Origin of the sequence: Poseidonocella sp. HB161398 (genome assembly GCF_005870025.1) — a bacterium.
Classification (GTDB): Bacteria; Pseudomonadota; Alphaproteobacteria; order Rhodobacterales; family Rhodobacteraceae; genus Mangrovicoccus.
Window position 1 is genome coordinate 14,374 of sequence record NZ_VATA01000058.1, and the last position, 26,368, is coordinate 40,741.

Sequence of the window (26,368 nt, forward strand, 5' to 3'; positions counted from 1 at the left end):
ACCGATGCCCGATCCTGCGACGCTGATGACCTACATTGCCGTGCTTGCAGGGTTCGTCTTCTTTCCCGGCCCTTCGATCCTCATGACCCTGGCGCGCACGGCCTCCTCGGGGCTGCGGGTCGGCATGGCGACGAGCCTCGGCATCGCCCTGGGCGACCTGTGCCATACCGTGCTGGCGGTGATCGGCGTCTCGGCCATCGTGATGGCCTCCGCCAGCGCCTTCACCGTCGTGAAGCTCGCGGGCGCCGCCTATCTGGTCTATCTCGGCCTGCGCAGCCTGCTCGCCCGGCCCGGGGGCACCGCCCCCGGTGCCGCGGGCCCGTATCTGGCCGTGGGGGCCGCCTTCCGCCAGGCCTGGCTCGCCGAGATGCTGAACCCGAAATCGGCGATGTTCTTCCTCGCCTTCCTGCCGCAATTCGTCACCCCGGAGAACGGCGCCATCGCGCTGCAGCTCCTGCTGCTCGGCGCGATCTTCGTGGCGATGGGCACGGTGGCGACCATGGCGGCGGCGCTTGGCGCGGGGCAGCTCGGCCGGGCGCTCGGACGCGCGCCGGGGCTGCGCCGCTGGCTCGACCGGGTCACTGGCGGGATCTACTGCGCGCTGGGGCTGCGGCTGGCGCTGCAGGAGCGCTAGGGCTCAGCCCTCCTCGGACCAGCCGAGCGCGCGGGAAAGCCGCTCGGCGGCCGAGGTCGCCAGCCGGATGATATGCGCCAGCTCTGAATCGCGGATGCGGAAGGCCGGGGCGACCACGTGGATCGAGGCGACGACCGAGGTGTCGAGCGCGTAGACCGGTGCCGCGCAGGAAACCTGGTGCTCGCTGACCTCGCCGCGGCTGACGCAGTAGCCCTGGCCGCGGATCCGTTCGAGCTCGGCCAGGATGGCGCGGCGCGATTTCGGCGTCTGTGCGGTCAGCGCCGGCGGCTTGGCCGGCACGCAGCGGTCGATGAAGTCCGGCTGCTGGTAGGCGAGCAGGCATTTCGGCGACCCGGCATAGAGCGGCCTGCGGCGGCCGACATTGGCATGCACCCGCAGGTCGCGCGAGGGCTCCGCCTTGGCGATGCACAGCGCCTCCACCCCGTCGATGATCCGCAGCTGCACGGTTTCGTTCACCCGCTGGCAGAGCTCTTCGAGGATCGGCGTGGCCAGGCGAATCATGTCGGTCTGCGTGCTGGCGGTGATCCCGAGGATCAGCATGGCATCGCCGAGCCCGTAGGTGCTTTCGCTGGTGCGCTTGACGATCTGGCGCTGTTCCATTGTATGCAACAGACGGTAGGCCCGGGACTTGGTAATGCCGGTTTTCTGCGCCAGTTCCGTGACGCCGACATTCGGCTTGCGCGCCACGGCCATGAGCAGATTGAGCGCTTTATCTACTGAATCTACGACGTAATCCTGCAAATCCGGTCACCTGGTCCTGGGGTATCCGCCGTCAATCCTAGGCGTTTCGTCTACCGAAACAAGATCAAAATGAAATTGACATTCATGTCCCGTCTTTCGTTTTCTCGGCGCATCTGGACCGCTTGCGCGGCCTTGCCGAACCGCCCGGACAAGGACGGACCGGCCTCCAACAAGGGAACCTGACTTTGCTGACCTCCATGACCCGGCGCCGTTTCCATGGCTCCGTTCTCGCTCTGCTTGCCGCCTCTGCCGCCGTCCCCGCCCTCGCACAGCAGGAGGCGCATCTGTCGATCGGCATGGCCGCGCCGATCACCTCGCTCGACCCGCACGAGGATTCCAACTCGCCCAACAACGCGACCAGCCGCCATATCTGGGACAGCCTGATCAACCGCGGCGGCGCCGCCGAGAACAAGCCGCAGCTGGCCACCGAATGGGAGATCGTCGACGACACCCATTGGCGCTTCAAGCTGCGCGAGGGGGTGAAATTCCATGACGGCAGCGATTTCGACGCCGGGGACGTGGTCGCCTCGCTGATCCGCGCGCGCGACAAGGACAGCCAGGCCTTCGCCTCCTATACCCGCAACATCGCCAGCGTCACCGCCGAGGATCCGCATACCGTGCTGGTCGAGACCACGGTGCCGGACCCGATGATCCTCAACTCGCTGAGCCGCATCCGCATCATCAGCGCCGACTATGCCGACGCGTCCGTCGCCGATTTCGAGACCGGCCCCGCCGCGGTCGGCACCGGCCCGTTCAAGCTGGTCTCCTACACGCCCGGCGACCGGATCGAGCTGGAGCGCAACGACGACTACTTCGACGGCCCCGCGGAGTGGAGCAAGGTCACGCTGCGGCTGGTGCCCGACGATGGCGGCCGACTGGCCTCGCTGCTGGCGGGCGACCTGGACCTGATCGAGACCCTGCCCGCGGAGGGCGTCGCGCGGGTCGAGCAGAATGCCGATCTGAAGGTGATCCGCGGCCAGTCGACCCGGCTGGTCTTCCTGGGCATGGACGTGGCGCGCGACGAGTCGCCCTTCGTCACCGCCAAGGACGGCTCGCCGCTGGGATCGAACCCGTTCAAGGACGAGCGGGTGCGCCGCGCGCTCCTGATGGCGATGAACCGCGAAGCGATCGTCGACCGGGTGATGCAGAAGAACGGCACCGTCGCCGACCAGTTCGTCGCCGAGGGCTTCTTCGGCCATTCCGACCTGGTGGAGAAGGTCGGCTACGACCCCGAGGGCGCCAAGGCGCTGCTGGCCGAGGCGGGCTATCCCGACGGCTTCGCGCTGACCATCCACGGGCCCTCGGGCCGCTATGTCAATGACAGCGAGGTGCTGCAGGCCGCGGGGCAGATGCTGACCCGCATCGGCATCGACACCAAGGTCGAGGTGCTGCCCTGGTCGGTCTATTCCGGCAAGTACTCGAAAGGCGACTACTCGCTCTTCCTGGGCTCCTGGGGCGTCAATACCGGCGAGGTGTCGAACCCGGCCCTGGCCGTGGTCGCGGGCCGAGACGCCGAGAAGGGCACCGGGCGCTACAATGGCGGCGGCATCGACGTGCCGGAGATCAACGCGCTGCTCGACGAGGCGACCTCCACCCTGGCCGAGGACGCCCGCGAACCGCTGCTGCAGAAGGTGTCCGAGCTGACCTTCAACCATGTCTGGCTGCTGCCGATGCATTACGAGAATGTCGTGATGGGCGCCAAGTCCAGCATCGAGTTCGCGCCGCGCGGCGACAAGTACACCCTGGCCTACGAGGTGCATGGCAGCACCGAGTGAAACGGCCCGCCGGGGACGGCGCATGTCCCCGGCCCCTGCCGCCCCTCCGGCGGCGCAGACGACCCTTCCCGACAGGAGACCCCATGCAGGAGCTTGCAACGGCCGGGAGCGCAGCGCGCGCCCGGGCCATCTACGACTATGGCGAAACCGCCATCTTCGCCTCGAGCGCGGATCCGCGCTTCCACATGATGCTCTACGTGCCGCCCGCCGCGGCGGACGGGCGCAAGCTGGACCTGCTGGTGGCGGTGCATGGCACCGGCCGCACCTCGGCCTTCGAGTTCCGCGACGGCTTCGCCGAATTCGGGCTCTACAACGACTGCGCCATCCTCTGCCCGGTCTTCCCGGTCAATGTCCGCGGCGACGGCGCGCGCTCGGGCTACAAGTACATGGCCGAGGGCGACATCCGCTATGACGAGCTGGTCCTCGCCATGGTCGCCGAGATGGCGGAGAAATACGGCCAGGACTGGTCGCGCTTCGCCCTGTTCGGCTATTCCGGCGGCGGCCATTTCGCCCACCGCTTCGCGATCCTGCATCCCGAGAAGCTCTGGGCGGTCTCGATCGGCGCGCCGGGCTCGGTGACGCTGCTCGATCCCGCGCGCGACTGGTGGGTCGGCATCCGCGACCTGGCGGAGAAGTTCGGCCGTCCCTTCGACGCGGCGGCGCTGGCGCGGCTGCCGGTGCACATGGTGGTGGGCAGCCTCGACCTGGAGACCTGGGAGATCACCCATGCGCCCGGCGCGGCCTATTACATGGAAGGCGCCAACGATGCCGGCAGCACCCGGCCAGAGCGGCTGCGCAGCCTGCAGAGATCCTTCGAGGCGGCGGGGGCCAGCGTGACCTTCGACGAGGTGCCGGGCGTCTCGCATGACCGGATGAAATGCATCGGCCGGGTCAAGGCCTTCCTGGCCCGCACCCTGAAGGAGCGCCGCGCATGATCCGCAACGCCACCATTGTCGCGCCCCAGCCCGAAGCGGTGGAGGCCGGGGCCGAGGTGCTGGAGCGCGGCGGCAATGCCGTCGACGCGGCGCTGGCCTGCGCCTTCGTGCAGGGCGTGGTTGATCCGCAGATGTCGGGGATCGGCGGCTTCGGCTCGATGCAGGTCTACATGCCCGGGCGCGGCCTCCACGAGGTGCTGGAATTCTACGCGCTCGCCCCGGCGAAGGCGGTGCCGGACATGTGGCTCGACAAGCTCAAGGGCCAGAGCCGCGACGGCTTCGGCTTCATCCTCGAGGACAATATCTCGGAGCTCGGCTACCTGGCCTGCTGCACTCCGGGCTCTCTGAAGGGCTACGAGACGGCGCTGCGCGACTACGGCAGCTGGGACTGGGCCGACCTGATCGCCCCGGCGGTCCGCTATGCCGAGGAGGGCTTCAAGATCCGCCCGCACATGCACTGGTACTGGACCAAGGACCAGAGCGGCGACGGCCAGGTGAATACCCGCGACAAGCTGGCCTTCTCCGCCACCGGGCGGCGGGTCTACTTCCGCGAGGACGGCACGCTGCGCGGCGTCGGGGAGATCCTGCGCAATCCCGATCTCGGCCGCACCCTGCGGCGGATCGCGGAAAGCGGCTCCTCCGACATCTTCTACCATGGCGAGATCGCCGAACAGATCGCCGCGGATTTCGCCGCCCATGGCGGGCTGATCGGGCGCGAGGACCTGGCGCAGTACGCCGTCACCCGCGCGGCGCCGGTCTGGGGCAGCTACCGCGGCCATCCGGTCGCCTCCAGCCCGCCGCCGGGATCGGGCATGCCGATGATCGAGCTCCTGCACATCCTGGAGAATTTCGACCTCGCCGCGATGGGCCATGGCACGGCGGAATACGTGCGCACGCTCTTCGAGGCGATGAAGCACATGACGATCGACAAGGATGCCCATATGGGCGACCCGGCCTATGTCGAGGTGCCGGTGGAACGGCTGCTGTCGAAGGCCCATGCCGCCGCGATCGCGGACCGGATCAAGCGGGGCGAGCGCGCCAATGTCGAGCGGCTGGACCTGTCGCAGCGCGACACGACGCATATCTCGGTGATCGACCGCGAGGGCAATGCCGTGGCGCTGACCCATTCGCTGGGATCGCCCTCGGGCGCGATCACCGACGGGCTGGGCTTCATGTACAACGGCCTGATGGGCCGGTTCGACCCGCGCCCGGGCCGAGCCGCCTCGATCGCCCCGCGCAAGCGCCGCGCCAGCTCGGCCGCGCCGACCATCGTCTTCGACGGCGACAGCCCGGCCATCGTGATCGGCGCGCCGGGCGGCAGCTACATCGCGCCCACCGTCGCCCAGGGGATCGTCAACATGATCGATTTCGGCATGGGCATCCACGAGGCGGTGGCGGCGCCGCGGCTGGTCGGCGTGTCGAACAGCATCGACATCTGCAACCGCATCCGCCGCTCCGTCGCCGCCGAGCTGCGCGCCGAGGGCTATGACGTGGTGCGCTCGCCGCAGACCTATGCCTTTGCCGCGCTTCACGGTATCCGGATCAGCGACGGGATCTCCTCGGGCGCTGCCGATCCGCAGCGCGACGGCATGGCGATCAGCGTCGCGTGACCCCGAAGGACCCAGAGTCATGATCACCACTCTCATCCGGCGCGCGATACAGGCGGGATTCGTCATCTTCGCGATGACGCTGATCGTCTTTCTCGGCGTCAACGTGATCGGCAACCCGGTCGACATCCTGATCAACCCGGATCTGAACCAGGCCGAGCGGCTGCGGGTGATCCAGAATCTCGGGCTGGACCAGCCGCTCTGGCGGCAGTACCTGGGCTTCCTCCACGGGCTGGCCCAGGGCAATTTCGGCGACAGCTTCGTCTATGGCCGCCCGGCGCTGCAGGTGATCGCCGAACGGCTGCCCGCGACGCTGGAGCTGGCGCTCTGCGCGATGGTCATCGCCATCGTCATCGGCCTGCCGCTGGGGCTCTATGCCGGGCTCTATCCCGAGCGGATCTCCTCTCGGCTGATCATGACCGGCTCGATCCTCGGCTTCTCGCTGCCGACCTTCTGGGTGGGGCTGATGTTCATCCTGCTCTTCGCGGTGCAGCTGGGCTGGCTGCCCTCGAACGGGCGCGGCGAGACGGCGGAGTTCCTGGGCGCGAAATGGTCCTTCCTCACCCGCGACGGGCTGGCGCATCTGGTCCTGCCCGCCCTGAACCTCGCGCTCTTCAAGACCTCGCTGATCCTGCGGCTGACCCGCGCGGGCGTGCAGGAGGTGGTGCTGCAGGACTTCGTCAAGTTCGCCCGCGCCAAGGGCCTGCGCGAGAGCCGCATCGTGCTGGTCCATATCCTGAAGAACCTGATGATCCCGGTCATCACCATCATCGGGCTGGAATTCGGATCGCTCATCGCCTTCTCGGTGGTGACGGAAAGCATCTTCGGCTGGCCGGGCATGGGCAAGCTGATCATCGACAGCATCAACCTGCTCGACCGTCCGGTCATCGTCGCCTACCTGATGATGATGGTCGTGCTCTTCGTGTCGCTGAACTTCGTCATCGACATCTGCTACACGCTGCTGGACCCGCGCGTCCGGCTCGACGGCAAGGGATAGGCCGCCATGGACAGCAAGCTTGCCGACACTGCCGGGATCGCCGCCGCCGAGGAGGCGCCGCCGCCCGCCCGCGCCTGGCCCGCGATCCGCCGCTTCTTCGCCGCGCCCTCGGCGCTGGTCGGCGCCCTGGGGCTGGTCGCGATCATCGCAGTCGCGGTCTTCGCGCCGCTCCTGGCGCCGCAGGATCCCTACGACCTGATGCAGCTCGACATCATGGACAGCCGCCTGCCTCCCGGATCCGAGAGCTTCGCCGGGCTGCCCTACCATCTGGGCACGGACGGGCAGGGGCGCGACATCCTCTCGGGGATCATGTACGGGCTGCGCACCTCGCTTATCGTCGGGCTGGCCTCGGCCATCGTTGCGGCGCTGATCGGCACCACCGCGGGGCTGATGGCGGCCTATCTGGGCGGGCGTGCCGAGACCGCGGTGATGCGGCTCGTCGACCTGCAGCTGTCCTTTCCGACGATCCTGATGGCGCTGATGGTGCTGGCGATCCTCGGCAACGGCGTGGCCAATGTCGTGCTGGCGATCATCGTCGCGGAATGGGCGACCTATGCGCGGACCGCCCGCGGCACCGCGCTGGTGGAGCGCGAGAAGGAGTATATCGAGGCCGCGCGCTGCCTGCGCATCCCCGGCCACCGGGTGCTCTTGCGCCACATGCTGCCGAACTGCCTGGCGCCGATCATCGTCATCGCCACCATGCAGGTGGCCCGCGCCATCGGGCTTGAGGCGACGCTCTCCTTCCTCGGGCTCGGCGCCTCGGTTACGCAGCCGTCGCTCGGCATGCTGATCGCCAATGGCTACCAGTACCTGCTTTCGGGGCTCTACTGGATCAGCTTCTATCCCGGCATCGCGCTGCTCCTGACCATCGTTTCCATCAATCTCGTCGGCGACCGGCTGCGCGACGTGCTCAATCCCCGGAGGGCCCGATGACCGCTCTGCTCGATGTCCGCGGCCTCGTCACCGCCTTTCCAGGTCCCGAAGGCGACCTGCGCGCGGTGGACGAGGTCTCCTTCCAGCTCGCCCGCGGCGAGGTGCTGGGCCTTGTCGGCGAAAGCGGGTCCGGCAAGAGCGTCACCGGCTTTTCGATCATGGGGCTGGTCGATCCGCCCGGCCGCGTCGCCGCGGGGCAGATCCTGTTCGACGGGGCGGATCTGGCGCAGGCGGATGCCGACACCCGCCGCTCGCTGCGCGGGCGCCGGATCGCCATGGTCTTCCAGGACCCGATGATGACGCTGAACCCGGTGCTGCGGATCGGCACGCAGATGACCGAGGCGCTGCATGCCCATGTGCAGATCTCGCGCCAGGAGGCGCGGGCGCGGGCGCGCGACGCGCTCGGCCTGGTCGGCATTCCCTCGCCCGAGGAACGGCTCGACGGCTATCCGCATGAATTCTCGGGCGGCATGCGGCAGCGGGTGGCGATTGCCATCGCGCTGCTGCACCGGCCGGATCTGATCATCGCCGACGAGCCGACCACCGCGCTCGACGTCACCATCCAGGCGCAGATCCTGTCGGAATTCCAGAAGCTGACCGAGGAGCAGGGCACGGCTGTCATCTGGATCACCCATGACCTGGCCATCGTCTCGGGGCTCGCCGACCGGATCGCGGTGATGTATGGCGGCCGCATCGTCGAGACCGGCGGCATCGAGGAGGTGCTGCGCGCGCCGCGCCATCCCTATACGCGCGGGCTGATCCGCTCGGTCCCGTCCGAGAACACCCGCGGCACCCGGCTGGCGCAGATCCCCGGCGTCACTCCCAGCCTCGGCCGGATGCCCGCCGGCTGCGCCTTCCGCAGCCGCTGCGGCCGCGCCGATGCCGCCTGCGCCGCCCGGCCGGGCCGCTTCGGCAGCCTCGGCGCCTACCACCGCTGCTTCCACCCGCATGAGGAGACGCTCGCGTGAGCATGACCGATCCCGCCGCCGCCGCGCCCCTTCTCGAGCTGCGCCAGGTCTCGCGCCGCTTCGGCAGCGCGCCCGACCTGGCGCAGCGCCTGGCCATGGCGATCGGCGCCGCCAAGCCCGCCCCGGTGGTCCATGCGCTCGACGCGGTCGACCTGAGCATCCGCAAGGGCGAGGTGCTGGGCCTTGTCGGCGAGTCGGGCTGCGGCAAGTCCACGCTCGGCCGCATCGCCGCGGGCATCCTGCCGCCCTCCGAAGGTGCCGTGCTCTGGAAGGGCGAGGACCGCCGCAAGCTGAAGGGCCGCCGGCTGAAGGAGGCCGACCTGGCGGCGCAGATGATCTTCCAGAACCCGATGGCGGCGCTGAACCCGCGGATGAGCGTCGAGGCGCTGGTCGCCGAGGCGCCGCAGATCCACGGGATGATCGCGGGCGCGCGCGGCGCCTATGTCGACGGCTATCTCAGGAAGGCCGGCTTCGACCCGGCGATGAAGCGGCGGCTGCCGCACCAGTTCTCGGGCGGGCAGCGGGCGCGGGTCAACATCGCCCGCGCCCTGGCGGTGCAGCCGGATTTCCTGGTCTGCGACGAGAGCGTGGCGGCGCTCGACGTGTCGATCCAGGCGCAGATCCTCAACCTCTTCATGGATCTGCGCGAGGCGCTCGACCTGACCTATCTTTTCGTCAGCCACGATCTGGGCGTGGTCGAGCATATCTCGGACCGGGTGGCGATCATGTATCTCGGCCGGGTGGTCGAGGAGGCGCCGGTCGAAGAGGTCTTCGCCCGGCCGAACCATCCCTATACCCGCCAGCTCCTGGCCGAGGTGCCGCGGATCCGCCCGGGCAAGCGGCGCTTCTCGGCCGTCAAGGGCGAGCTGCCGAGCCCGCTCGATCCGCCGCCGGGCTGCCATTTCCATCCGCGCTGCCCGCTGGCGACGGCGCGCTGCCGTTCCGAGGTGCCGGTGATCCGCGAGGTCGCGCCGGGACACCGCGCGGCCTGCCATCTCAACGACGCAAGGGCGGCATGACGGCCGGGCTCCGCCCCAGCTTCGCCATGGCGCTCGCCGCGGGAACGGCGGGCGGGGCGCTCTTCACCTGGATCGGCATGCCGCTGTCGTGGATGCTGGGCTCGATGGCGGCGTCCGGGCTGGCCTCGATCCTGCATCTGCCGGTCAAGGGATCGCGCCGCGCCCGGCCGCCGATGTCGGCGGTGATCGGCGCGATGCTCGGATCGCAATTCGGCCGCGACACGCTGGAAAGCGCCGCGCTCTGGTGGCCGGCCCTGCCGGGGCTCGCCGCCTACCTGGCGGTCTCGGCGGCGATCTGCACGCTCTACCTGCGCCGCGTCGCCCGGCTCGATCCGGTCACCGCCTTCTTCTCGGCGATGCCGGGCGGTCTGATCGACATGGTGATCCTCGGCACCGAGCGGGGCGGGGACGAGCGCACCATCGCGCTGATGCATTCCGCGCGGATCTTCCTGGTGGTGATGTTCCTGCCCCTGGTGATGACGCTGGCGACCGGCGCCGATCCGGTGGCGCAGGCGGCGCAGTGGCGGCCGCTCTCGGCGATGGGCGCGATGGACGCCGCCTATTTCCTCGGGGCGATCGCGGCGGGCACCGGGCTGGGGCGGCTGGCGCGGCTGCCCGCGCCCTTCCTGATCGGGCCGATGCTGGCCTCGATGCTGCTGCACTGGAGCGGCGCCAGCAGCTTCGCCGTGCCGAGCCTGGTCATCGCCGCGGCCCAGGTCGTCCTGGGCACCACGGTCGGCTGCCGCTTCGCGGGGATCTCGACCGGGCGGGTGCTGCAGGTGCTGGCGACCTCGGCCGGGGCGACGGTGATCCTGCTCTGCGTCGCGCTGGCCTTCGCCTTCGGGCTGCATCTGGTGATCGACCTGCCGCCCGAGGGGATCCTGCTGGCCTTTGCGCCGGGCGGGCTGGCCGAGATGAGCCTGCTGGCGCTGGCGCTGAACCTCGAGGTCTCCTTCGTGGTGGTCTGCCATATCAGCCGGATCGGCATGGTCATCCTCGGCGCCGGCCTTCTGTCGCGCCGGCGCCGGGGATGACCGGCCGGGCTCAGGAGGACAGCCAGTCCTCCAGCCGCGCCTCGTCCGGGAGCCCGCCGGCATGGACCAGATGGCCGTCGATGGCGATGCCCGGGGTGGCGAGCACGCCGGCCATGGCGATGGCCCTGGCATTGGTCACCTTCTCGATGCCGACCTCGATGCCCAGCTTGGCGGCGGCGGCCTCGACCATCTGCGCGGTGGCCGCGCAGCGCTTGCAGCCGGGGCCGTAGATTGCAACGGATTTCATGGAAGCGTCCTTTCAGAACAGGAAGTTGAAGAGGTAGCCGACCGCCAGGATGCCGCTGCCGACCACCAGGATGAAAACGGCGATCAGGCGCAGGGTCAGGACCTGGCGGAGGATGACCATCTCGGGCAGGGAGAGCGCGATGACGCTCATCATGAAGGCCAGCACCGTCCCGAGCGCCGCGCCCTTCGACAGGAGCGCCTCGACGATCGGGATGACGCCCGCGGCATTGGTGTACATCGGGATGCCCATCAGCACCGCGGCGGGGACGGACCACCAGGTCCCGGCGCCCATGATCCGGACCATCATGTCCTCGGGGACATAGCCGTGGATCGCCGCGCCGAGCGCGATGCCGAGCAGGATCCAGATCCAGACCCGTCCGAAGATCTCGCGCACTGCCTCCAGCCCGCGGCGGCAGCGCTCGGCGAAGGCCGGCGGCGCGTCTCCGGCCAGGCCCGCGGCGGCCGCGCCCGACTGGATGTCGCGCACCCAGTCCTGCAGCCAGCCCTCGAGCCGCAGCTTGCCGATGACGAAGCCCGCCGCGATGGCGATCGCCAGGCCGAAGCCCAGATAGGCGGCGGCGACCTGCCAGCCCACGAGCCCGAAGAGCAGCACCAGCGCCACCTCGTTGACCATCGGCGCGGCGATCAGGAAGGAGAAGGTCACGCCCAGCGGCACGCCCGCCGAGACGAAGCCGATGAAGAGCGGCACCGCCGAGCAGGAGCAGAAGGGCGTCATCACCCCGAGCCCCGCGGCAAGGACATTGCCCGCCCCCTCGCGCCGCCCCGATAGCAGCGCGCGGGTCTTCTCGGCCGAGAAGTAGCTGCGCAGCACGCCCATGGCGAAGACGATCAGCACGAGGAGCATCATCACCTTGGGCACGTCGTAGAAGAAGAAGGCGAGCGCCTCGCCCGTGCGGCTGTGGCGCTCGACCGGCAGGAGGCCGACCAGCGTCTCGGCCAGCGGCTGCAGCTGCCGGTAGACGAGCCACCAGAGCGTCCCGGCGCCCAGCAGGCCCAGAGGCCAGTGCCAGTCGCGCCGCGGCGCAGGATGTCGGGAGGGGAAGGTGCCGGCGCTCATCTTGCAGTCCTTTCCTGCAGCGCCCAGAGGCCTCCGGATCCGGCGGCCGTATCGGCGGTGGTTGGATCGGGATTTTCGCATGTAAAACGTGGCCGGTCGTTGATGCAGCTCAAGCCCGGCACGGCGCATGCTCCCCCGGGCGGGGTCCCGGGCGGGGCAGGGACCCGCGGCGCCCGGAAAAGCTGCCCGGAAAATGACCAGTTTCGCGCTCCGGCGCCGAAATCCCGGGCATCGGAGCGGATTGGCGGGGCAAATGTAAAATAAGTGTTAAAAACCGACCGAACTGTTTGTTAATGAATCGATCATGACAGTTCAGAAGCGCCGGACCCAGGACCAACGCAGTGCCGAGACCCGCAAGCTGCTGCTTGCCGCGACGATCCAGTCGCTGATGGAGGTCGGCTATGCCAATACCAGCACGGCGGGGATCGCCCGCCGGGCAGGGGTGTCGCGCGGGGCGCAGACGCATCACTATCCCGGCAAGATGGACCTGATCGTCGCCGCCACCGAAGAGATGTTCGCCATCTTCTCCGACGGGCTCGAGGCGCTGGCGGCGGAGCTGCGCGCCGGGCGGCTCGACTATGACGGCTTCTTCGAGGCGGTCTGGGACAATGTCCTGAAGGGCGACTGGTTCTATTCCTCGCTGGAGATCATCGTCGCGGCCCGCGGCGACGAGGAGCTGCGCCGCCACCTGGCGCCGCTGATCCTGGAGCTGCACGAGAAATTCGAGGCCACCTGGTCGCGCAGCTTCGTCGCCACCGCGCCCGGGCTGGTCTCGGCCCGGGTGGCGATGAACCTGGTGATGAATGTCTTCCGCGGCATGGCCGTTCAGGCGGTGCTGCGCCGCGACGAGCGCTATTTCCGCGAGATGCTGCAGGCGCTGAAGACCGTGATCGCCGTCCATGTCCGCCCGGTGGAGCCGGGGAAATGACCCGGAAACATACCGACCGGTCGGCAAATTAGTATTCCGTTAACTATCAAGAAGCGGTGCCAAGCCGCTCTTTCCCGCAAGTCCAACAGGAGCCAGAAGATGCGAAGAATTGCTTCCCTGCTTGCCGCGCTAGCCGTCTCGGCCGCGCCGGCGCTCGCCCAGGATGCCGCCTGGGAGACCGAAGGTCTCACCGATGACGCCATCACCATCGGCGTGATGGGCCCGTTCTCGGGCAATGCCGCCTCCTACAGCAAGGCGCTGATCGGGATGATGGCCTATTACGACAAGATCAATGACGAGGGCGGGGTCCATGGCCGCAAGCTGGTCGCGGTGCAGGAGGATACGGCCTGCGACAGCGCCAAGGGGCTGGCCGCCGCCAAGAAGCTGATCTCGCAGGACAAGGTCTTCATGCTGCAGGGCAATTCCTGCTCGGGCGTGGCGCTGGCGCTGCGGCCGACGATCGAGGAGTCGGGCGTGCCGTGGATCGTCGCCCATGCGGTCAGCGACTCGATCTCGGACCCTTTGGCGAAGAACATCTTCCACGGCGTGCCGACGGGCGGCGCCAATGGACGGGCCATGGCGGCTTTCGTGCTGTCGAAGCCCGACACGAAGAACGTCGCGATCATCGAACATTCCAACGACTGGGCGCATAGCTATTCCAACCCGGCGCGGGCCTATCTGGAAGAGCACGGCGTCACCCCCTCGCTGGAGCTGACCATGGAGCGCGGCCAGACCGATGCCACCGCCCAGGTGCTGAAGCTGCGCCAGGAGAAGCCCGATTTCATCATCGCCGCGCTCTACGAGGCGGAGACCGCGATCTTTCTGCGCGACCTGAAGAAATACGGCATGGGCGACATCCCGGTCATGGGCACCGCGGGCACCGACCTGGAGAACACGCTGAAGCGCACCGGCGATTTCGACACGGTGAAGAACTACTACGTGATCCACTCCTACGTGGACAATCTCGACGGGCCGAAGATGGCGCCCTGGGGCGAGATGATCCACAAGTACTATCCCGACGAGGAGCTTTCGACCTTCTCCTTCGTCTCGATCGGCTCGGCCGAGGCGCTGGTCGCCGCGCTCGAGGCCGCGGGGCCGGACCTGACGCGGTCCAAGCTGATGGCGGCGCTGGAAGAGGTCCGCGATTTCGACACCGGGATCCTCTCGGACCCGATCACCTGGACGCCCGAGGATCACCAGGGCGTCAAGGGCTCGGCCGTGGCGGGCTTCGTCGACGGTTCGCCCACCGTGCTGAAGGCCTGGGGCCAGTCCTACTGACGGCCTGACCGCCGGGCGCGCGCTGCGCCCGGCCCATCCAAGGAGCAGACAAGATGCTGATGCAGCTCACCCTGGGAGGGCTTTCCCAGGGCATGATCTACGCGCTCGTCGCGCTGTCGCTGACGGTGGTCTACCGCTCGACCACGGTGGTGAATTTCGGCCATGGCGATTTCGTGATGGCAGGGGCCTTCCTGTCCTACGTGCTGGTGGTGCTGGCGGGGATCGCCTTCCTGCCCGCCGCGGCGCTGGCGATGATCGCCATGTTCGCCCTCGGCGTGCTCTTCAACCGCGGGCTGATCCGTCCGGTGAAGGGCGGGCCGCATATCGGCCTGGCGCTGATGTGCATCGCCGCGGGGTACCTGCTGCGCGGGATCGCGCGGATGGTCTGGGGCCGCGAGGTCCTGCCGATGCCGCCCGCCTTCGACATGGAGCCGATTTTCATCGGCAATCTCGTCATCACCGGCGACGCGGTCTTCATCATCGGCACGGTGCTGGTGCTGCTCCTCGTCTTCTTCGGGCTCCTCGCCCTGACCGATCTGGGGAAAATGGTGCAGGCGGTCTACCAAAGCCCGCGCGGCGCCCGGCTGATCGGCCTGAATGTCGAGCGCTTCGACGATTTCGCCTGGGGCGTGGGCGCCGCGCTCGGCGCGCTCGGCGGCATCCTGGTGGCGCCGGTCTCGCTCCTGCATCCCGATCTGGGCGCGTCCTTCCTAATCAAGGGCTTCGCCGCGATGACGCTCGGCGGCTTCGGCTCGCTCGGCGGCGCGGTGCTGGGCGGCGTGCTCCTCGGCATCGCCGAGCAGTATGCCGGGGCCTATATCGACAGCGCCCTGATCGAGATCACCGCCTATCTGGTGATCGTCCTCGTTCTCTTCATCCGCCCGCAGGGCCTGTTCGGCCGCAAGGCCGTGGTGAAGGTGTAAGCCGATGTCCAACATGCCCACCCCCCGCCAGCAGAGCCTGCGCACCGTGCTGTTCTGGGCCGTGCCTGCCGCGCTGCTGTTCCTGCCGCTGGCGACCAACGCCTATACCCAGTTCATCGTCAACGGCATGCTGATCTCGGTCCTGGTGACGCTGGGCTTCAGCCTCGTCATCGGCAATCTCGGCCAGCTCGCCTTCGCCAATACCGCCTTCTTCGGCATCGGCGCCTACGCCTCGGCGATCCTCTCGGCCAAGCTCGGCATCCCGTGGATCCTGACCGTGCCGCTGGCCGGCGCCTTCGGCGCGCTCGGCGGCTTCCTCGCCTCGGTCGCGGCGCTGCGCGGCATCCGCAGCTACTACCTGGCGATCATCACCCTGGCCTTCGGCGAGCTGATGCGATGGGCCTATCTGCATGCCAAGCCGCTGACCGGCGGTACCGACGGCATGCCGATGCCGCGCGAGACGATGTTCGGCATCTCGCTCTCGGACGACACGCTGAAATTCTACATCTTCCTCGCCGTCACGGTGCTCCTGGTGAAGGGCACGCTGAACCTGATGCGCTCGCGCTTCGGCCGCGCGGTCATGGCCGTGCGCGAAAACGAGATCGCCACCGCCTCGCTCGCCATTCCGACGGCGCGGGTGATCCTCGCCACCTTCGCCTGGTCGGGGCTGGTCGTCGGCTGCGCCGGCGCGCTCTTCGCCCGCCATGTCGGCCATGTCTTCCCCGAAAGCTTCGGCATGCTGCAGCTGATCGCCTCCTTCGCAATGGTGCTGGTGGGCGGGCTCGGCTCGGTCCTCGGCGCGGTGCTTGGCGCTGTCCTCTTGACCGCGCTGCCCGAATACCTGCGCGCCTTCCCGGGGATGGAGGAGCTCTTCTTCGGCCTGATCGTCGCCGCCGTGCTGGTCGCGATGCCCAGGGGGCTGGCCAGCCTGCTGCGCCGCCTCTCGCCGGTCTTCACCGAACGCTACTACCGGGAGGGCGCATGACCCTGCTTCTGGAAACCACCGGGCTTTCCGTCCGCTTCTCGGGGCTGACGGCGCTCGACGGCGTGTCCTTCCGCCTCGACGAGGGCCAGGTCCGCGCCGTGATCGGCCCGAATGGGGCCGGGAAATCGACCCTTTTCAACGCGATCTCGGGCTATGTCACCCCGACCTCGGGCAGCGTCCTCTTGAAGGGCGAGGAGCTGACGAAGCTCTCCCCGCACGAGATCGCCGAGAAGGGCATCCGCCGCACCTTCCAGAATGGCGGGCTCTTCCCCGAGCTCACCGTGCTGGAAAACGTGCTGACCGGGCTGCATGCCCAGACCGAAGGGAGCTTCCTCGACATCCTGCTGGGAAGGGCGAAGGCGATCGAGTCCGAGGCGGCGATGATCGCCAAGGCGCGCGATCTGCTGAAACTGATGTCGATGGACCACATGGCCGATGCCAGGGCCGGCGACCTTTCGGGCGGGCAGCAGCGCATCGTCGAGATCGTGCGCACCGTCGCCTCCGATCCGCCGGTGCTGCTGCTCGACGAGCCTGCGGTCGGCCTCTCGCCGGTGGCCCGCGCGCAGATGATGGAAATCATCCAGCGGCTCGCCGGCGAGAAGGGCGTCGGGATCCTGCTGATCGAGCACGCGGTGGAGCTGGTGATGGCCGCCGCCGACCGCATCCTTGTCATGGCCGCGGGCGCCCGCATCGCCGAGGGGACGCCTGCCGAAATCCGCGAAGACCGCGCCGTGCTGGAGGCCTATCTTGGACATGCCTGACAAGCCCCTTCTGGAAATCCGCGACCTGCATGTCGGCTACGGCAAGAAGCCGATCCTGCGCGGCGCCTCCTATGACGTGATGCCGGGCGAGTGCCTGACGCTGCTCGGCGCCAACGGCTCGGGCAAGTCGACCTCGCTGAACGCGGTCTGCGGCTTCGTGCGGCCGAGCTCGGGCTCGGTCATGTTCGACGGGACCGAGACCGCCGGGCTGCCGCCGCACCGCATCTTCGCCCATGGCATCGCCCAGGTCAGCCAGGCGCGCGACCTCTTCCCCGATCTCTCGGTGGAGGACAATCTCCGGCTCGGCGCGATGCGCCGCGGCGGGCGGGAGCTGTCGCAGACGCTCGAGGGCATCTATGCCCGCTTCCCCCGCCTGAAGGAGCGCCGCCGCCAGCCGACCCGCACGCTTTCGGGCGGCGAGCAGCAGATGGTCGCCATCGGCCGCGCGCTGATGTCGAGGCCGCGGCTCCTGCTGCTCGACGAGCCCTCGGGCGGGCTCTCGCCGCAATTCTGCGAGGAGATCGCCCAGATCATCGACGCGCTGAAGCTCGAGGGCGTCACCATGCTGATGGTCGAGCAGAACCTGAACCTCGCCTTCCGCGCCGCCGACCGCTTCATCGTCCTGCGCGACGGGCAGGTGGTCGATGGCGGCGATGTCCGCGCCATGGCGGGCGATCACGACGCGATCGTGCGCAATATCTATCTCTGAACCAAGGACCAAGACATGACCACGCTGCACGATGATCTGATCGTCTTCGACGGGCTCATCATTTCCGACTGGGGCCGCCCGGTCTTCGAGGCGATGCAGGCCGGCGGGCTGACCGCCGCCAACTGCACCTGCTCGGTCTGGGAGAACTTCCGCGACACGATGGCGGAGATCGGCCGCTGGAACGGCATGTTCCGCGACCATGGCGACCTGATCGTCAAGGCGAAGACCGTCGCCGACATCCGCAAGGCCAAGGCGGACGGAAAGACCGCGGTCGTGCTCGGCTTCCAGAACACCTCGGCCTTCGAGGACCGGCTGGAGTTTATCGAGCTCTTCAAGGAACAGGGCGTCGGCATCGTGCAGATGACCTACAACACCCGCAATCTCGTTGGCTCGGGCTGCTACGAGTCGGTCGATAGCGGGCTGTCGGATTTCGGCCACGAGGTCGTCGCCGAGATGAACCGCGTCGGCATGCTGTGCGATCTCAGCCATGTCGGCCCGAAGACCTCCGAGGACGTGATCCGCGCCTCGACGCGGCCCGTCGCCTACAGCCACTGCCTGCCCGCGGGCCTCAAGGCGCATCCGCGCAACAAGTCGGACGAGCAGCTGCGCTTCATCGCGGAACAGGACGGCTTCGTCGGCGTGACGATGTTCCCGCCCTTCCTGGCGGCAGGCAACGGCGCGACGATCGACGACTATGTCGCCGCGATCGACTACATCGTCAATCTGGTGGGGGAAGAGCGGACCGGCTTCGGCACCGACTTCACCATGGGCTACGGCGCGAAGTTCTTCGAGTATCTCAACCGCGACAAGGGCTATGCCCGCCAGCTGACCGAGATCTGGGAGGTCGAATTCCCCGACGGGCTGGGCTCGATCGCGGATTTCCCGAACCTGACGGCGGCGATGGAGCGCGCGGGCTGGCCGGAGACCAAGATCCGCCGGATCATGGGCGAGAACTGGCTCTCGCTGCTCGAGCGGGTCTGGTAAACAGGGCAGCGGCGCCCCCGCCGGAAGACGGGGCGCGCCGCAGCAGGCATTGAAGCAGAAGCCGCCGGGGCTTAGCCGCGGGCGGCGTCGGCAGCGATCTGGCCGATGTCGCGGCGGGCGATGCCCAGATCGGCAAGTTCGCGGTCATCCAGCATTTCCAGTTCGGCGCGCGCGATGCGGTAGCTCTGGTAGCGGCGGATGCCTTCGGCGATGCCGGCGAAGAAATGGGCGATGTGGCCTGCGAAGGCGGGGGCGGCGGCGTGGCGGTTGGCTGCGAAATCGGACATTGTGCGTCTCCGTTAACTGGGGGCGGAGGGCTCGTTCTAGCCGCGTCCGCCGGTGTTTGCTGTTAGCGGTAACGTACGCTTTTTCGATGGTCGTACAACGCATAGCTCGGCAATGCCGCCATGCAGAAACTGCATCCTGCGGGACCCGGCGGAAACCGGGACCCGCGGGGTGCCGCTATTGCGCGGCACGGCGCCGCCGCAGGCTGACCAGAAGCATGCCGCCCGCGATGGCCACGGTGACGGCCAGGATCGCCAGGCTCAGCGGACGCTCGACGAAGGTGGCGACATCGCCGCGGGACATCAGCATGGCGCGGCGGAAGTTCTCCTCCATCATCGGTCCCAGGACGAAGGCGATCAGCAGCGGCGCGGGCTCGCATTTCAGGAGCCGCAGTGCGCAGCCAAGCAGCCCGAAGAGCAGCACCAGCAGGATGTCGGCCACCGCGAAGTTGATGCTGTAGACCCCCATGCAGATCAGCGAGATCACCGTCGGATAGAGATAGAGCGAGGGCAGGCGCAGCATCTGCACCCAGATGCCGATCAGCGGGATGTTCAGCACCAGCAGCACCGCATTGCCAATCCAGAAACTGGCGATCAGCCCCCAGAAGATGTCGGCATGCTGGGTCATCATCGCCGGGCCGGGCTGGATGCCGTGGATCATCATCGCCCCGAGCATCAGCGCCATGGTCGCCGTGCCCGGGATGCCGAGGGTCAGCGTCGGGATGAAGGCGGTCTGCGCCGCGGCGTTGTTCGAGGACTCGGGACCGGCAATGCCCTCGACGGCGCCCTTGCCGAAGCGCGACGGGTCGCGGGCCAGGCTCTTCTCCAGCGAATAGCTCATGAAGGTCGAGAGCGTCGCCCCCGCGCCCGGCAGCACGCCCAGGATCGAGCCGATGGTCGAGCCGCGCAGGATCGGCATCACCGCGCGGCGGCGGTCCTCCGGCGTGGGCACCATCGAGCGCAGGCTGACCCGCGGCACCTCGGTACTGCGCCCCGGCGCCATCATGCCGAAGATCACCTCGGTGATGCCGAAGAGCCCCATCGCCACCACGATCACGTTGATGCCGTCATAGAGATGGGTCAGCCCGAAGGTGAAGCGCGGCGCCGCGGTGTTGACGTCCGCGCCGATGCAGCCCAGCAGCAGCCCCAGCACGATCATCGCCAGCCCCTTGGCCGGGCTGCCGCTGCCCATCATCCCCGCCGCGGCAAGGCCGAGGAGCATGAAGGAGAAGTACTCCGCCGGGCCGAAGGACTGCGCCAGCGCCACGAGAAGCGGCGAGCCCGCCATCAGCAGCACGATGCCGATCGTGCCGCCGGTATAGGAGGCCACTGCGGTGATCAGCAGCGCTACCCCCGCGCGGCCCTGCCGCGCCATCGGATTGCCGTCGAGGCAGACCACCGCCGAGGAGGTCGTGCCGGGGATGTTGAGCAGGATCGAGGCGATCGAGCCGCCGTATTCCGCGCCGTAATAGACCCCGGCCAGCATCACCAGCGCCGTGACCGGCTCCAGGTAGAAGGTGCTGGGCAGGAGCATCGACACCGCGGCGATGGCGCCGATGCCGGGCAGGGCGCCGATCAGCGTGCCGAAGAACACCCCGGCGACGCAGACGAAAAGGTTAAGCGGCTGGAAGGCGATGCCGATGCCGCTGTAGAAATTGTGCAGGAGATCCATCCGCGCCTCCTCAGAATGGCCAGGCGAAGGCCGGGGCCTGAAGCCCCAGCGCCGCTAGGAAGATGCCCCAGATCACCCCGGCCGAAACCGCCGAGAGGGCCAGGCGCTGGCGGCGGCCGGCCTCGGGCTGGGAGAGGGTGACGAGGTAGGTCGCCGCGAAGGCCGAGGGCACCATCCCGAAAAGGCCGATGCCGTGGCCGAAGACCAGGATCGCCGCCGCCACCGCGCCGATCACCACAGCGCCGCGGCGGCCGATCCGCATCACCCCTTCGCCCGGGCGCAGCGACACCGCCAGGAGCACCGCGCCGAGTAAGAGCGAGAGCCCGGCGACCAGGGCCGGGAAATAGCCCGGCCCCATCCGCTGGAGGCTGCCCATCGACAGGTCGCGCCCGGCCCAGAGGAACACCGCCCCGAAGGCGATCATCCCCGCGCCGGCGAGCGCGCTTCCGCTATCCTTGATCTGCATGGTCGTCCTCCCTGCCGCGGGCCCGCTCACTGCGGCCTGATGTCATTGTCCTCGACCAGCTTGCCCATCCGCTCCGTCTCCTCGGCGATGAACTGCTGCACCTCCTCCAGGTCGTAGTCCTGGGTGACGAGATCGCGGGCGTTGAGCTGGTCCATGACCTTGTCCGAGGCCATTGCCTCGCGCACCGCCGCGTTGAATTTCTGCAGGATCGCCGGATCGGTCCCGGCCGGGGCCACCAGCACGTTGAACTCGCCGATCGAGACCGGATAGCCGAGCTCGGTCAGGGTCGGCACGTCGGGGAACATCTTCGAACGCTCGGGCGAGGCGGTGGCGAGGATGCGCATCGTGCCGGCCCGGGCATGCTCGCCCACCGTCGAGGTGTTGACGATCAGCAGCGGCAGCTGCCCGGCGATGGCATCGGCGGTGGCCAGCGCCGCGCCGCGATAGGGGGCATGGGTCATCTCCACCCCCGCGGCCTGCTCGAAGAGCTCGGCGGAGAAATGGCTGGCCTGGCCGACCCCGCCGGTGCCGTAGATCACCGCCCCCGGCTCCTGCGCGGCCGCGACCAGGTCGTCGAAAGTCTGGATCGGCGAGCTGGCGGGCACCGACCAGGACACGACCGAGCGCCACATGAAGGCGACCGGCACCAGGTCCTTCTCGGTGTCATAGGGCAGGCTCGGCATCATCGCCGGGTTGGCGGCATGCGAGGTGAAGACGATCCCGAACGTGTAGCCGTCGGCCGGGGCCTTCGCCACCGCATCGGTCGCCACCACCCCGGCGCTGCCCGGCTTGTTCTCGATCACCACCGGCTGGCCGAGCCGCTGCGAGAGCGGCTCCTGCAGGAGCCGCGCGATGCCGTCCGTCGTGCCGCCGGGCGCCACCGGCACGATGATCTTCACCGGCTGGCTCGGCCAGTCCTCCTGCGCGAAGGCCGATGCGGCCGGGACGGCCGCGGCTGCGGCCAGGGCGAGCGCGATCAATGCGCGTTTCGTTACTGCCATGGTATCCTCCCATTTGTGGCAAATGTTCCGGCCCGCGTCAGAACAGGTCGCGGAACTCCGGCGACAGGCCGAGGCCGTGGCCGGGCCGTTCGGACAGGTGGAAGCACCCGTCGCGGAACTCGGGCAGCCCGTCGAAGAGCGGCCAGAGCCATTCCTTGTATTCGCAGATCAGCCCGTTCGGCACGGCGGCCACGGCATGGGCCTGCAGCTCGGGCAACAGGTGCGAGACCACGGGCAGGTTGGCGCCCTCGGCCATGGCCGCGATCTTGCGCCAGGCGGTGAAGCCGCCGGCCTGCATGATGTCGACCATCAGGATGTCGACCGAGCGGTGGCGGATCATGTGCTCGAACGGGGCGACGCCCCAGTTGCTCTCGCCCGCCATCACCGGCGCAGCCAGCGCATCCGTCACCCGCGCCAGCCCGGCGAAATCGGTGTAGCGCACCGGATCCTCGAGGATCGACAGGCGGATGCCCGCCTCCTGCAGCTGGTGGCCGGTATCGACCGCCTCGTGCACCGACCAGAGCTCGTTGGCATCGACCTGCAGCCGCACGTCCGGGCCGAGCGCCTCGCGGGCGATCCGCGCGCGCGCCACCTCGCGGGCCGGGTCGTGCCCGCCGGGCAGCGCCAGGTGCAGCTTGGCATGGCGGAACCCGTCGGCGGCGATTTTCGCCGCGGACTCGGCCAGCACCTCGTCGGTCAGGCCGCGATGGAGCTGGCCCGAGGAATAGGCCGGGATGCTGCTCCGCGCCCCGCCGAGGAGCTTCCACAGGGGCAGGCCGGCCGCCTTGCCGATGATGTCCCAGCAGGCCATGTCGATCGCCGAAAGCCCGACCCGGAAGAGCCCGACATCCTCCAGCTTGTAGACATGGCGCATCAGCTGCGCGGCGATCGCCTCGGGGCGCGCGGCATCCGCCCCCGGAAGCTGTCCCGCCAGCTCTTCGGTCGCCGAAAGCAGCGCGGCGGTCAGCCCGCCATGCAGGAAGCCCACGCCCAGCCCCTCGATCCCGCCGGCCTCGACCTGCACCGCCACGACCTGGCGCGTCTTCGGCTGGCGCGCGGCGGCCAGCGTGGCCCCGTCGGCGTCATGGACCTCGGCCAGGCGGACCCGGACATTCGATATCTTCACGTCTCTTTCCTCTTTTCGATGCATCCGCGCGGCTCAGGCGCAGGTCTTTCCGGTCACGCGGCGACCGAGATCGGGCCGCGCCAGCACCTCCGGGCTCAGCGCCGCGCCGATCCCCGGCGTCCGGGTCGGGCGGATATGGCCGTTCTCCACCTCGGGCAGCGCGGTCATCGCCGCGCGGTAGAACCCCTCTAGATGCGAGCGCACGGTCTCGGCGAAGATCGCGTTGGGCGACGCGGCCATCAGCTGGAGATTGGCCAGCAGCGTCACCGGCCCGGTGCAGTCATGGGGCGCGATGCAGCGGTTGTGGATCTGCGCCAGATGGGCGATCCGCTGGCCCTCGGTCAGCCCGCCTACCCAGGCCATGTCGAAATTGGCCACGTCGATGGCGCCGCGGGCGAACATCTCGCGGTACCAGGCGGTGGTGCCAAGCGCCTCCGACCCCGCGAGACGGCTGCCGGTGGCGCGGTGATAGGCGGCCAGGTCGTCGAAATTGTCGGTGGCGAAGGGGTCCTCGTGCCAGAAGATCCCGTACGCCTCGGCGGCCCGCGCGATCTCCAGCGCCGCGGCAGGCTGCCAGAGGCCGTGATACTCGATCATGACATCCATCGCGTCGCCGGTCTCGCGGCGGATCTCCTCGATCGTCCAGAGCGCGTCCTTCATCCCGGCGGCGTCGATATAGCGGCCCCGGCTGCGCAGCGCATGCACGTCGAAGGGCCAGATCTTCATCGCGGTGATGCCCTCGTCGAGCAGTTCGCGGGCCAGCCGCGCGGGCTCGTAGACCTGCATCAGCAGATCCTCGTGCCGCCCGATGCGGCCGGGCGCCGGATCGCTGCGCGAATAGATCTGGCTGTTGTAGCCGCTGCGGACCTTGTTGTTGTAGGCGGAGTTCGCGCAGGTGTTGTAGAGCCGGATCTCGCTGTTGACGAAGCCGCCGAGCAGCATCGCGACCGGCTGGCCCATCGCCTGGCCGCAGAGATCCCACAGCGCGATATCGACCGCCGAATTGCCCCTCAGCTCGACCGAGCGGGTCGGGAAGCCCTGGAAGTGGTTGCCGATGTCATGGCGGATCGCCTCGTGCAGCGCGGTGCGCTGCATCGGGTCCTTGCCGATCAGGAAGGGCGCGCAGGTCTCGTGCACATAGGCCGCCACCGCCTGCGGGTTGCGGAAGGTCTCGCCCAGTCCGACCAGCCCCTCATCCGTGTGCAGGCGGACCCAGAGGAGGTTGCTGAATTCCTCGATCTGGATGGTTTCGACGCCGGTAATCTTCATGTACTGCAGTCCTCCCTGGTGCGGAGATTAGTTTTAATTAGTCCTAATGAGTCAATGAGTCTTTCTTGGAGAACCGACGGTTCGCGTTTTAATGGCTGTAATTGCGTGAGAAAAATTCCATGGACGGGACGAGGGTTTACTGATATTTACTAATTAGGAAACAACCGGAGGAAGAATGCCCGACGATTTCGCCGCCATGGCCTATCGCCGCCTGTCCGAGATGATCGCGGGGCCCGACTGGGCGGAGGGGGGCAGGCTGCCGCCCGAGGACGCGCTGTCGCGCAGTGTCGGCGTGTCGCGTCCGGTGCTGCGCCGCGCCCTGGCAGAGCTGCGCGCCGAGGGGCGCATCACCTCGCGGCGGGGCTCGGGCAATTTCGTCCGCCCGCGCGAGACGGAGGTCCCGCCGGAGGAGGGCGAGGGCACGGTGCGCAATCTCGGCGAGCTGGAGCAGTGCCTGCTCTTCCGCCAGGTGGTCGAGGCCGAGATCGCTGCCGCCGCCGCGCTGCGTGCCACCCCCGCCGATCTGCGCCGGCTAGCGGAGGCCAATGAGCGGCTCTCGGTCAGCTCAGGCACCGGCAGCCTCTTCGAGGAGGATTTCGCCTTCCATCTGGAACTGGCCCGGGCGACCGGCAATGTCTTCTTCGAGCGCGCTCTGACCGGGATCAAGCCGCAGGTCCGGCTGGCCTACGAATTCGGGCGCAAGCTGCGCACCGTCGCGCTGAACGAGACCTCGACGCGGGTGGTGGCGGAGCATTCCAAGGTGCTCCGGGCGATCCGCGCGGGTGATGCCGAGGCGGCACGCGCGGCGATGCGCGACCATCTCGGCGCCGGCATCGCCCGGCTCTTCGGCAACGAGCCCTGACCGCGCATCCCCCGCCTCGGCAAGCGCCGGCACGGGTGCTCGCGTCCCCAGGCATCCCGGGCGGAACGCCCATTGGCCAAAGCTCCGGCCCCGCTCGCGCGGGGCTTTTATTTTAGCAAGTCATTACTTGACAAAATGGGTGGAAAAGTTTTCAAAGTACGTACTTGTTAAAAGTACTGGCGCCGCGCCCGCGGCCGGCCGGGAAAGGAGACCTCCCATGGCATTCGATCTGCCCGCCCTCGACTATTCCGCCGCCGCCCTTGCCGGGCGCGGCATGAGCCAGGAAACGCTGGAACTGCATCACGGCAAGCACCACCAGGCCTATGTCACCGCGCTCAACGGCTTCGTTGCGGCCGATGACAGCCTCAAGGGCAAGACCCTCGAGGAGATCGTCACGGCCACCTATGGCGACGCCGCGCGCCAGGCCGTGTTCAACAATGCGGGCCAGCACTGGAACCACACCCATTTCTGGCAGGCGCTGGCCCCCTGGGGCGGCACTGTCCCGGGCAGGCTCGAGGCGAAGCTGAGCGAGGATTTCGGCTCGGTCGCGGCCTTCAAGGACGCGTTCAAGGCGGCAGCGACCGGCCAGTTCGGCTCGGGCTGGGCCTGGCTGATCCAGAAGGAGGACGGGCGGCTGGCGGTGACGAAGACGCCGAACGGCGCGAATCCGCTGGCCACCGGCGAGGGCAGGGCGCTTCTCGGCCTCGATGTCTGGGAGCACAGCTACTACGTCGATTTCCGCAACCGCCGGCCCGACTACGTGACGAACTTCCTGGACCAGCTGGCGAATTACGATTTCGCCGAGGCCAACCTCGCCTGAGACGGGTCCGGGGCGAAGGTGAGTTCTAATCCGGTTGCGACATAGGTTCGGGTTCAGATTAGCCTGGCGAGTTCCTCGCGGAAAGCCTCGGCCGGGGTCCGGTAGCCCAGGCACTTCCTCGGCGTTGCGTTGAGGCGGTCGCAAATCGACCTCATGGATCGGTTTGGGAGCGCCGACACCGCGGTGTCGCGGGGCAGGTAGCGGCGGACGCGGCGGTTCAGGTTCTCGACCTGGCCCTTCTGCCACGGCGCCTGGGGATCACAGAACCATGCCTCGGTGCCCATGCCGGTGCCGAGTTCGCGCCACGAAGTG

At 68.5% G+C, this 26,368-nt stretch carries 28 protein-coding genes; 18 read left to right on the forward strand and 10 right to left on the reverse strand.

The genetic code is table 11. The features are described from left to right. Positions 1-4 precede the first annotated feature (4 nt). The gene (locus tag FGX59_RS28845; protein WP_138470884.1) at positions 5-634 is read left to right on the forward strand and encodes a LysE family translocator; all 630 of its coding nucleotides are present in this window, start codon (positions 5-7) and stop codon (positions 632-634) included. 3 nt (positions 635-637) lie between these two features. Here FGX59_RS28845 and FGX59_RS28850 read toward each other — a convergent pair whose 3' ends face one another. After that, positions 638-1,396: an IclR family transcriptional regulator gene (locus FGX59_RS28850; protein ID WP_206078460.1), complete on the reverse strand. Its 759-nt coding sequence runs from the start codon at positions 1,394-1,396 to the stop codon at positions 638-640. Between the two features lie 197 nt (positions 1,397-1,593). Between FGX59_RS28850 and FGX59_RS28855 the strand changes: the two genes are divergently transcribed. From FGX59_RS28855 to FGX59_RS28890, 8 genes are all read left to right on the forward strand, one after another. Further along, positions 1,594-3,171, forward strand: a complete 1,578-nt coding sequence (locus FGX59_RS28855) for an ABC transporter substrate-binding protein (protein ID WP_138470886.1) — start codon at positions 1,594-1,596, stop codon at positions 3,169-3,171. A gap of 83 nt (positions 3,172-3,254) precedes the next feature. Further along, a complete protein-coding gene (locus tag FGX59_RS28860; protein ID WP_138470887.1) occupies positions 3,255-4,106 on the forward strand; it encodes an alpha/beta hydrolase in 852 nt (283 codons plus the stop codon). Then, on the forward strand, positions 4,103-5,716 hold the full coding sequence (gene ggt, locus FGX59_RS28865) for a gamma-glutamyltransferase (RefSeq protein ID WP_206078461.1): 1,614 nt from the start codon (positions 4,103-4,105) through the stop codon (positions 5,714-5,716). The genes FGX59_RS28860 and ggt overlap by 4 nt, the downstream gene beginning before the upstream one ends. A 19-nt stretch (positions 5,717-5,735) precedes the next feature. Continuing rightward, the gene (locus FGX59_RS28870; RefSeq protein ID WP_138470889.1) at positions 5,736-6,710 is read left to right on the forward strand and encodes an ABC transporter permease; all 975 of its coding nucleotides are present in this window, start codon (positions 5,736-5,738) and stop codon (positions 6,708-6,710) included. Between the two features lie 6 nt (positions 6,711-6,716). Next, on the forward strand, positions 6,717-7,643 hold the full coding sequence (locus FGX59_RS28875) for an ABC transporter permease (protein ID WP_138470891.1): 927 nt from the start codon (positions 6,717-6,719) through the stop codon (positions 7,641-7,643). After that, positions 7,640-8,611: an ABC transporter ATP-binding protein gene (locus FGX59_RS28880; RefSeq protein ID WP_138470893.1), complete on the forward strand. Its 972-nt coding sequence runs from the start codon at positions 7,640-7,642 to the stop codon at positions 8,609-8,611. Before FGX59_RS28875 ends, FGX59_RS28880 begins: the two co-directional genes overlap by 4 nt. Before the next feature lie 2 nt (positions 8,612-8,613). Beyond that, positions 8,614-9,630, forward strand: a complete 1,017-nt coding sequence (locus tag FGX59_RS28885; protein ID WP_138470934.1) for an ABC transporter ATP-binding protein — start codon at positions 8,614-8,616, stop codon at positions 9,628-9,630. Continuing rightward, positions 9,627-10,664, forward strand: coding sequence for an AbrB family transcriptional regulator (locus tag FGX59_RS28890; RefSeq protein WP_206078462.1), 1,038 nt, complete (start codon positions 9,627-9,629; stop codon positions 10,662-10,664). The genes FGX59_RS28885 and FGX59_RS28890 overlap by 4 nt, the downstream gene beginning before the upstream one ends. A 10-nt stretch (positions 10,665-10,674) precedes the next feature. Here FGX59_RS28890 and FGX59_RS28895 read toward each other — a convergent pair whose 3' ends face one another. Continuing rightward, positions 10,675-10,911: a thioredoxin family protein gene (locus FGX59_RS28895; RefSeq protein WP_138470895.1), complete on the reverse strand. Its 237-nt coding sequence runs from the start codon at positions 10,909-10,911 to the stop codon at positions 10,675-10,677. Positions 10,912-10,923: 12 nt separating this feature from the next. Then, the gene (locus FGX59_RS28900) at positions 10,924-11,988 is read right to left on the reverse strand and encodes a permease (protein WP_138470897.1); all 1,065 of its coding nucleotides are present in this window, start codon (positions 11,986-11,988) and stop codon (positions 10,924-10,926) included. A 304-nt stretch (positions 11,989-12,292) separates the two neighbouring features. On the opposite strand from FGX59_RS28900, the gene FGX59_RS28905 reads away from it, so the two are divergent. The 7 genes from FGX59_RS28905 to FGX59_RS28935 all read left to right on the forward strand — a co-directional run bounded on the left by FGX59_RS28905 (position 12,293) and on the right by FGX59_RS28935 (position 18,556). Next, positions 12,293-12,916, forward strand: coding sequence for a TetR/AcrR family transcriptional regulator (locus FGX59_RS28905; RefSeq protein ID WP_138470898.1), 624 nt, complete (start codon positions 12,293-12,295; stop codon positions 12,914-12,916). Between the two features lie 99 nt (positions 12,917-13,015). Then, the gene (locus FGX59_RS28910) at positions 13,016-14,194 is read left to right on the forward strand and encodes an ABC transporter substrate-binding protein (RefSeq protein WP_138470900.1); all 1,179 of its coding nucleotides are present in this window, start codon (positions 13,016-13,018) and stop codon (positions 14,192-14,194) included. 53 nt (positions 14,195-14,247) lie between these two features. After that, positions 14,248-15,117 carry a branched-chain amino acid ABC transporter permease gene (locus FGX59_RS28915; protein ID WP_138470903.1) on the forward strand — a complete coding sequence of 290 codons (870 nt, stop codon included), beginning with the start codon at positions 14,248-14,250 and terminating at the stop codon, positions 15,115-15,117. A 4-nt stretch (positions 15,118-15,121) separates the two neighbouring features. Beyond that, positions 15,122-16,102 (forward strand): branched-chain amino acid ABC transporter permease, encoded by a 981-nt coding sequence (locus tag FGX59_RS28920; RefSeq protein WP_138470905.1) that lies wholly within the window; start codon positions 15,122-15,124, stop codon positions 16,100-16,102. Further along, positions 16,099-16,863 carry an ABC transporter ATP-binding protein gene (locus tag FGX59_RS28925; protein WP_138470907.1) on the forward strand — a complete coding sequence of 255 codons (765 nt, stop codon included), beginning with the start codon at positions 16,099-16,101 and terminating at the stop codon, positions 16,861-16,863. Before FGX59_RS28920 ends, FGX59_RS28925 begins: the two co-directional genes overlap by 4 nt. Further along, complete coding sequence (locus FGX59_RS28930) at positions 16,856-17,572, forward strand: ABC transporter ATP-binding protein (protein ID WP_240722790.1); 717 nt, start codon at positions 16,856-16,858, stop codon at positions 17,570-17,572. Before FGX59_RS28925 ends, FGX59_RS28930 begins: the two co-directional genes overlap by 8 nt. Positions 17,573-17,587: 15 nt before the next feature. Continuing rightward, on the forward strand, positions 17,588-18,556 hold the full coding sequence (locus FGX59_RS28935; RefSeq protein WP_138470911.1) for a dipeptidase: 969 nt from the start codon (positions 17,588-17,590) through the stop codon (positions 18,554-18,556). Between the two features lie 71 nt (positions 18,557-18,627). Here the strand turns inward: FGX59_RS28935 and FGX59_RS28940 are convergent, their stop codons facing one another. From FGX59_RS28940 to FGX59_RS28965, 6 genes are all read right to left on the reverse strand, one after another. Next, positions 18,628-18,843 carry a DUF1127 domain-containing protein gene (locus FGX59_RS28940; protein WP_138470914.1) on the reverse strand — a complete coding sequence of 72 codons (216 nt, stop codon included), beginning with the start codon at positions 18,841-18,843 and terminating at the stop codon, positions 18,628-18,630. A 175-nt stretch (positions 18,844-19,018) separates the two neighbouring features. Continuing rightward, complete coding sequence (locus FGX59_RS28945; RefSeq protein ID WP_138470915.1) at positions 19,019-20,512, reverse strand: tripartite tricarboxylate transporter permease; 1,494 nt, start codon at positions 20,510-20,512, stop codon at positions 19,019-19,021. Between the two features lie 10 nt (positions 20,513-20,522). Beyond that, positions 20,523-20,978 carry a tripartite tricarboxylate transporter TctB family protein gene (locus FGX59_RS28950; protein ID WP_138470917.1) on the reverse strand — a complete coding sequence of 152 codons (456 nt, stop codon included), beginning with the start codon at positions 20,976-20,978 and terminating at the stop codon, positions 20,523-20,525. Positions 20,979-21,004: 26 nt separating this feature from the next. Continuing rightward, on the reverse strand, positions 21,005-21,979 hold the full coding sequence (locus FGX59_RS28955) for a tripartite tricarboxylate transporter substrate binding protein (RefSeq protein WP_138470918.1): 975 nt from the start codon (positions 21,977-21,979) through the stop codon (positions 21,005-21,007). A gap of 37 nt (positions 21,980-22,016) precedes the next feature. After that, positions 22,017-23,105, reverse strand: coding sequence for a mandelate racemase/muconate lactonizing enzyme family protein (locus FGX59_RS28960; protein ID WP_171060877.1), 1,089 nt, complete (start codon positions 23,103-23,105; stop codon positions 22,017-22,019). Positions 23,106-23,138: 33 nt separating this feature from the next. Next, positions 23,139-24,374: a mandelate racemase/muconate lactonizing enzyme family protein gene (locus tag FGX59_RS28965; protein WP_138470923.1), complete on the reverse strand. Its 1,236-nt coding sequence runs from the start codon at positions 24,372-24,374 to the stop codon at positions 23,139-23,141. A 175-nt stretch (positions 24,375-24,549) separates the two neighbouring features. On the opposite strand from FGX59_RS28965, the gene FGX59_RS28970 reads away from it, so the two are divergent. Beyond that, on the forward strand, positions 24,550-25,236 hold the full coding sequence (locus FGX59_RS28970) for a FadR/GntR family transcriptional regulator (RefSeq protein ID WP_138470924.1): 687 nt from the start codon (positions 24,550-24,552) through the stop codon (positions 25,234-25,236). Between the two features lie 217 nt (positions 25,237-25,453). Then, a complete protein-coding gene (locus FGX59_RS28975; RefSeq protein ID WP_138470926.1) occupies positions 25,454-26,056 on the forward strand; it encodes a superoxide dismutase in 603 nt (200 codons plus the stop codon). 53 nt (positions 26,057-26,109) lie between these two features. Here FGX59_RS28975 and FGX59_RS28980 read toward each other — a convergent pair. Next, positions 26,110-26,368, reverse strand: a 259-nt coding sequence (locus FGX59_RS28980) for an IS30 family transposase (RefSeq protein WP_138470928.1), incomplete at its 5' end; no start/stop codon positions are given.

Coding starts and splice junctions, on each gene's coding strand:
- FGX59_RS28915 (WP_138470903.1), top strand. CDS start 14,248: ATGCTGATGCAGCTCACCCTGGGAGGGCTTTCCCAGGGCATGATCTAC.
- FGX59_RS28940 (WP_138470914.1), bottom strand. CDS start 18,843: ATGTCCGATTTCGCAGCCAACCGCCACGCCGCCGCCCCCGCCTTCGCA.
- FGX59_RS28975 (WP_138470926.1), top strand. CDS start 25,454: ATGGCATTCGATCTGCCCGCCCTCGACTATTCCGCCGCCGCCCTTGCC.
- FGX59_RS28955 (WP_138470918.1), bottom strand. CDS start 21,979: ATGGCAGTAACGAAACGCGCATTGATCGCGCTCGCCCTGGCCGCAGCC.
- FGX59_RS28925 (WP_138470907.1), top strand. CDS start 16,099: ATGACCCTGCTTCTGGAAACCACCGGGCTTTCCGTCCGCTTCTCGGGG.
- FGX59_RS28945 (WP_138470915.1), bottom strand. CDS start 20,512: ATGGATCTCCTGCACAATTTCTACAGCGGCATCGGCATCGCCTTCCAG.
- FGX59_RS28905 (WP_138470898.1), top strand. CDS start 12,293: ATGACAGTTCAGAAGCGCCGGACCCAGGACCAACGCAGTGCCGAGACC.
- FGX59_RS28845 (WP_138470884.1), top strand. CDS start 5: ATGCCCGATCCTGCGACGCTGATGACCTACATTGCCGTGCTTGCAGGG.
- FGX59_RS28965 (WP_138470923.1), bottom strand. CDS start 24,374: ATGAAGATTACCGGCGTCGAAACCATCCAGATCGAGGAATTCAGCAAC.
- FGX59_RS28950 (WP_138470917.1), bottom strand. CDS start 20,978: ATGCAGATCAAGGATAGCGGAAGCGCGCTCGCCGGCGCGGGGATGATC.
- FGX59_RS28895 (WP_138470895.1), bottom strand. CDS start 10,911: ATGAAATCCGTTGCAATCTACGGCCCCGGCTGCAAGCGCTGCGCGGCC.
- FGX59_RS28910 (WP_138470900.1), top strand. CDS start 13,016: ATGCGAAGAATTGCTTCCCTGCTTGCCGCGCTAGCCGTCTCGGCCGCG.
- FGX59_RS28970 (WP_138470924.1), top strand. CDS start 24,550: ATGCCCGACGATTTCGCCGCCATGGCCTATCGCCGCCTGTCCGAGATG.
- FGX59_RS28930 (WP_240722790.1), top strand. CDS start 16,856: ATGCCTGACAAGCCCCTTCTGGAAATCCGCGACCTGCATGTCGGCTAC.
- FGX59_RS28900 (WP_138470897.1), bottom strand. CDS start 11,988: ATGAGCGCCGGCACCTTCCCCTCCCGACATCCTGCGCCGCGGCGCGAC.
- ggt (WP_206078461.1), top strand. CDS start 4,103: ATGATCCGCAACGCCACCATTGTCGCGCCCCAGCCCGAAGCGGTGGAG.
- FGX59_RS28875 (WP_138470891.1), top strand. CDS start 6,717: ATGGACAGCAAGCTTGCCGACACTGCCGGGATCGCCGCCGCCGAGGAG.
- FGX59_RS28920 (WP_138470905.1), top strand. CDS start 15,122: ATGTCCAACATGCCCACCCCCCGCCAGCAGAGCCTGCGCACCGTGCTG.
- FGX59_RS28855 (WP_138470886.1), top strand. CDS start 1,594: ATGACCCGGCGCCGTTTCCATGGCTCCGTTCTCGCTCTGCTTGCCGCC.
- FGX59_RS28885 (WP_138470934.1), top strand. CDS start 8,614: ATGACCGATCCCGCCGCCGCCGCGCCCCTTCTCGAGCTGCGCCAGGTC.
- FGX59_RS28860 (WP_138470887.1), top strand. CDS start 3,255: ATGCAGGAGCTTGCAACGGCCGGGAGCGCAGCGCGCGCCCGGGCCATC.
- FGX59_RS28935 (WP_138470911.1), top strand. CDS start 17,588: ATGACCACGCTGCACGATGATCTGATCGTCTTCGACGGGCTCATCATT.
- FGX59_RS28870 (WP_138470889.1), top strand. CDS start 5,736: ATGATCACCACTCTCATCCGGCGCGCGATACAGGCGGGATTCGTCATC.
- FGX59_RS28880 (WP_138470893.1), top strand. CDS start 7,640: ATGACCGCTCTGCTCGATGTCCGCGGCCTCGTCACCGCCTTTCCAGGT.
- FGX59_RS28890 (WP_206078462.1), top strand. CDS start 9,627: ATGACGGCCGGGCTCCGCCCCAGCTTCGCCATGGCGCTCGCCGCGGGA.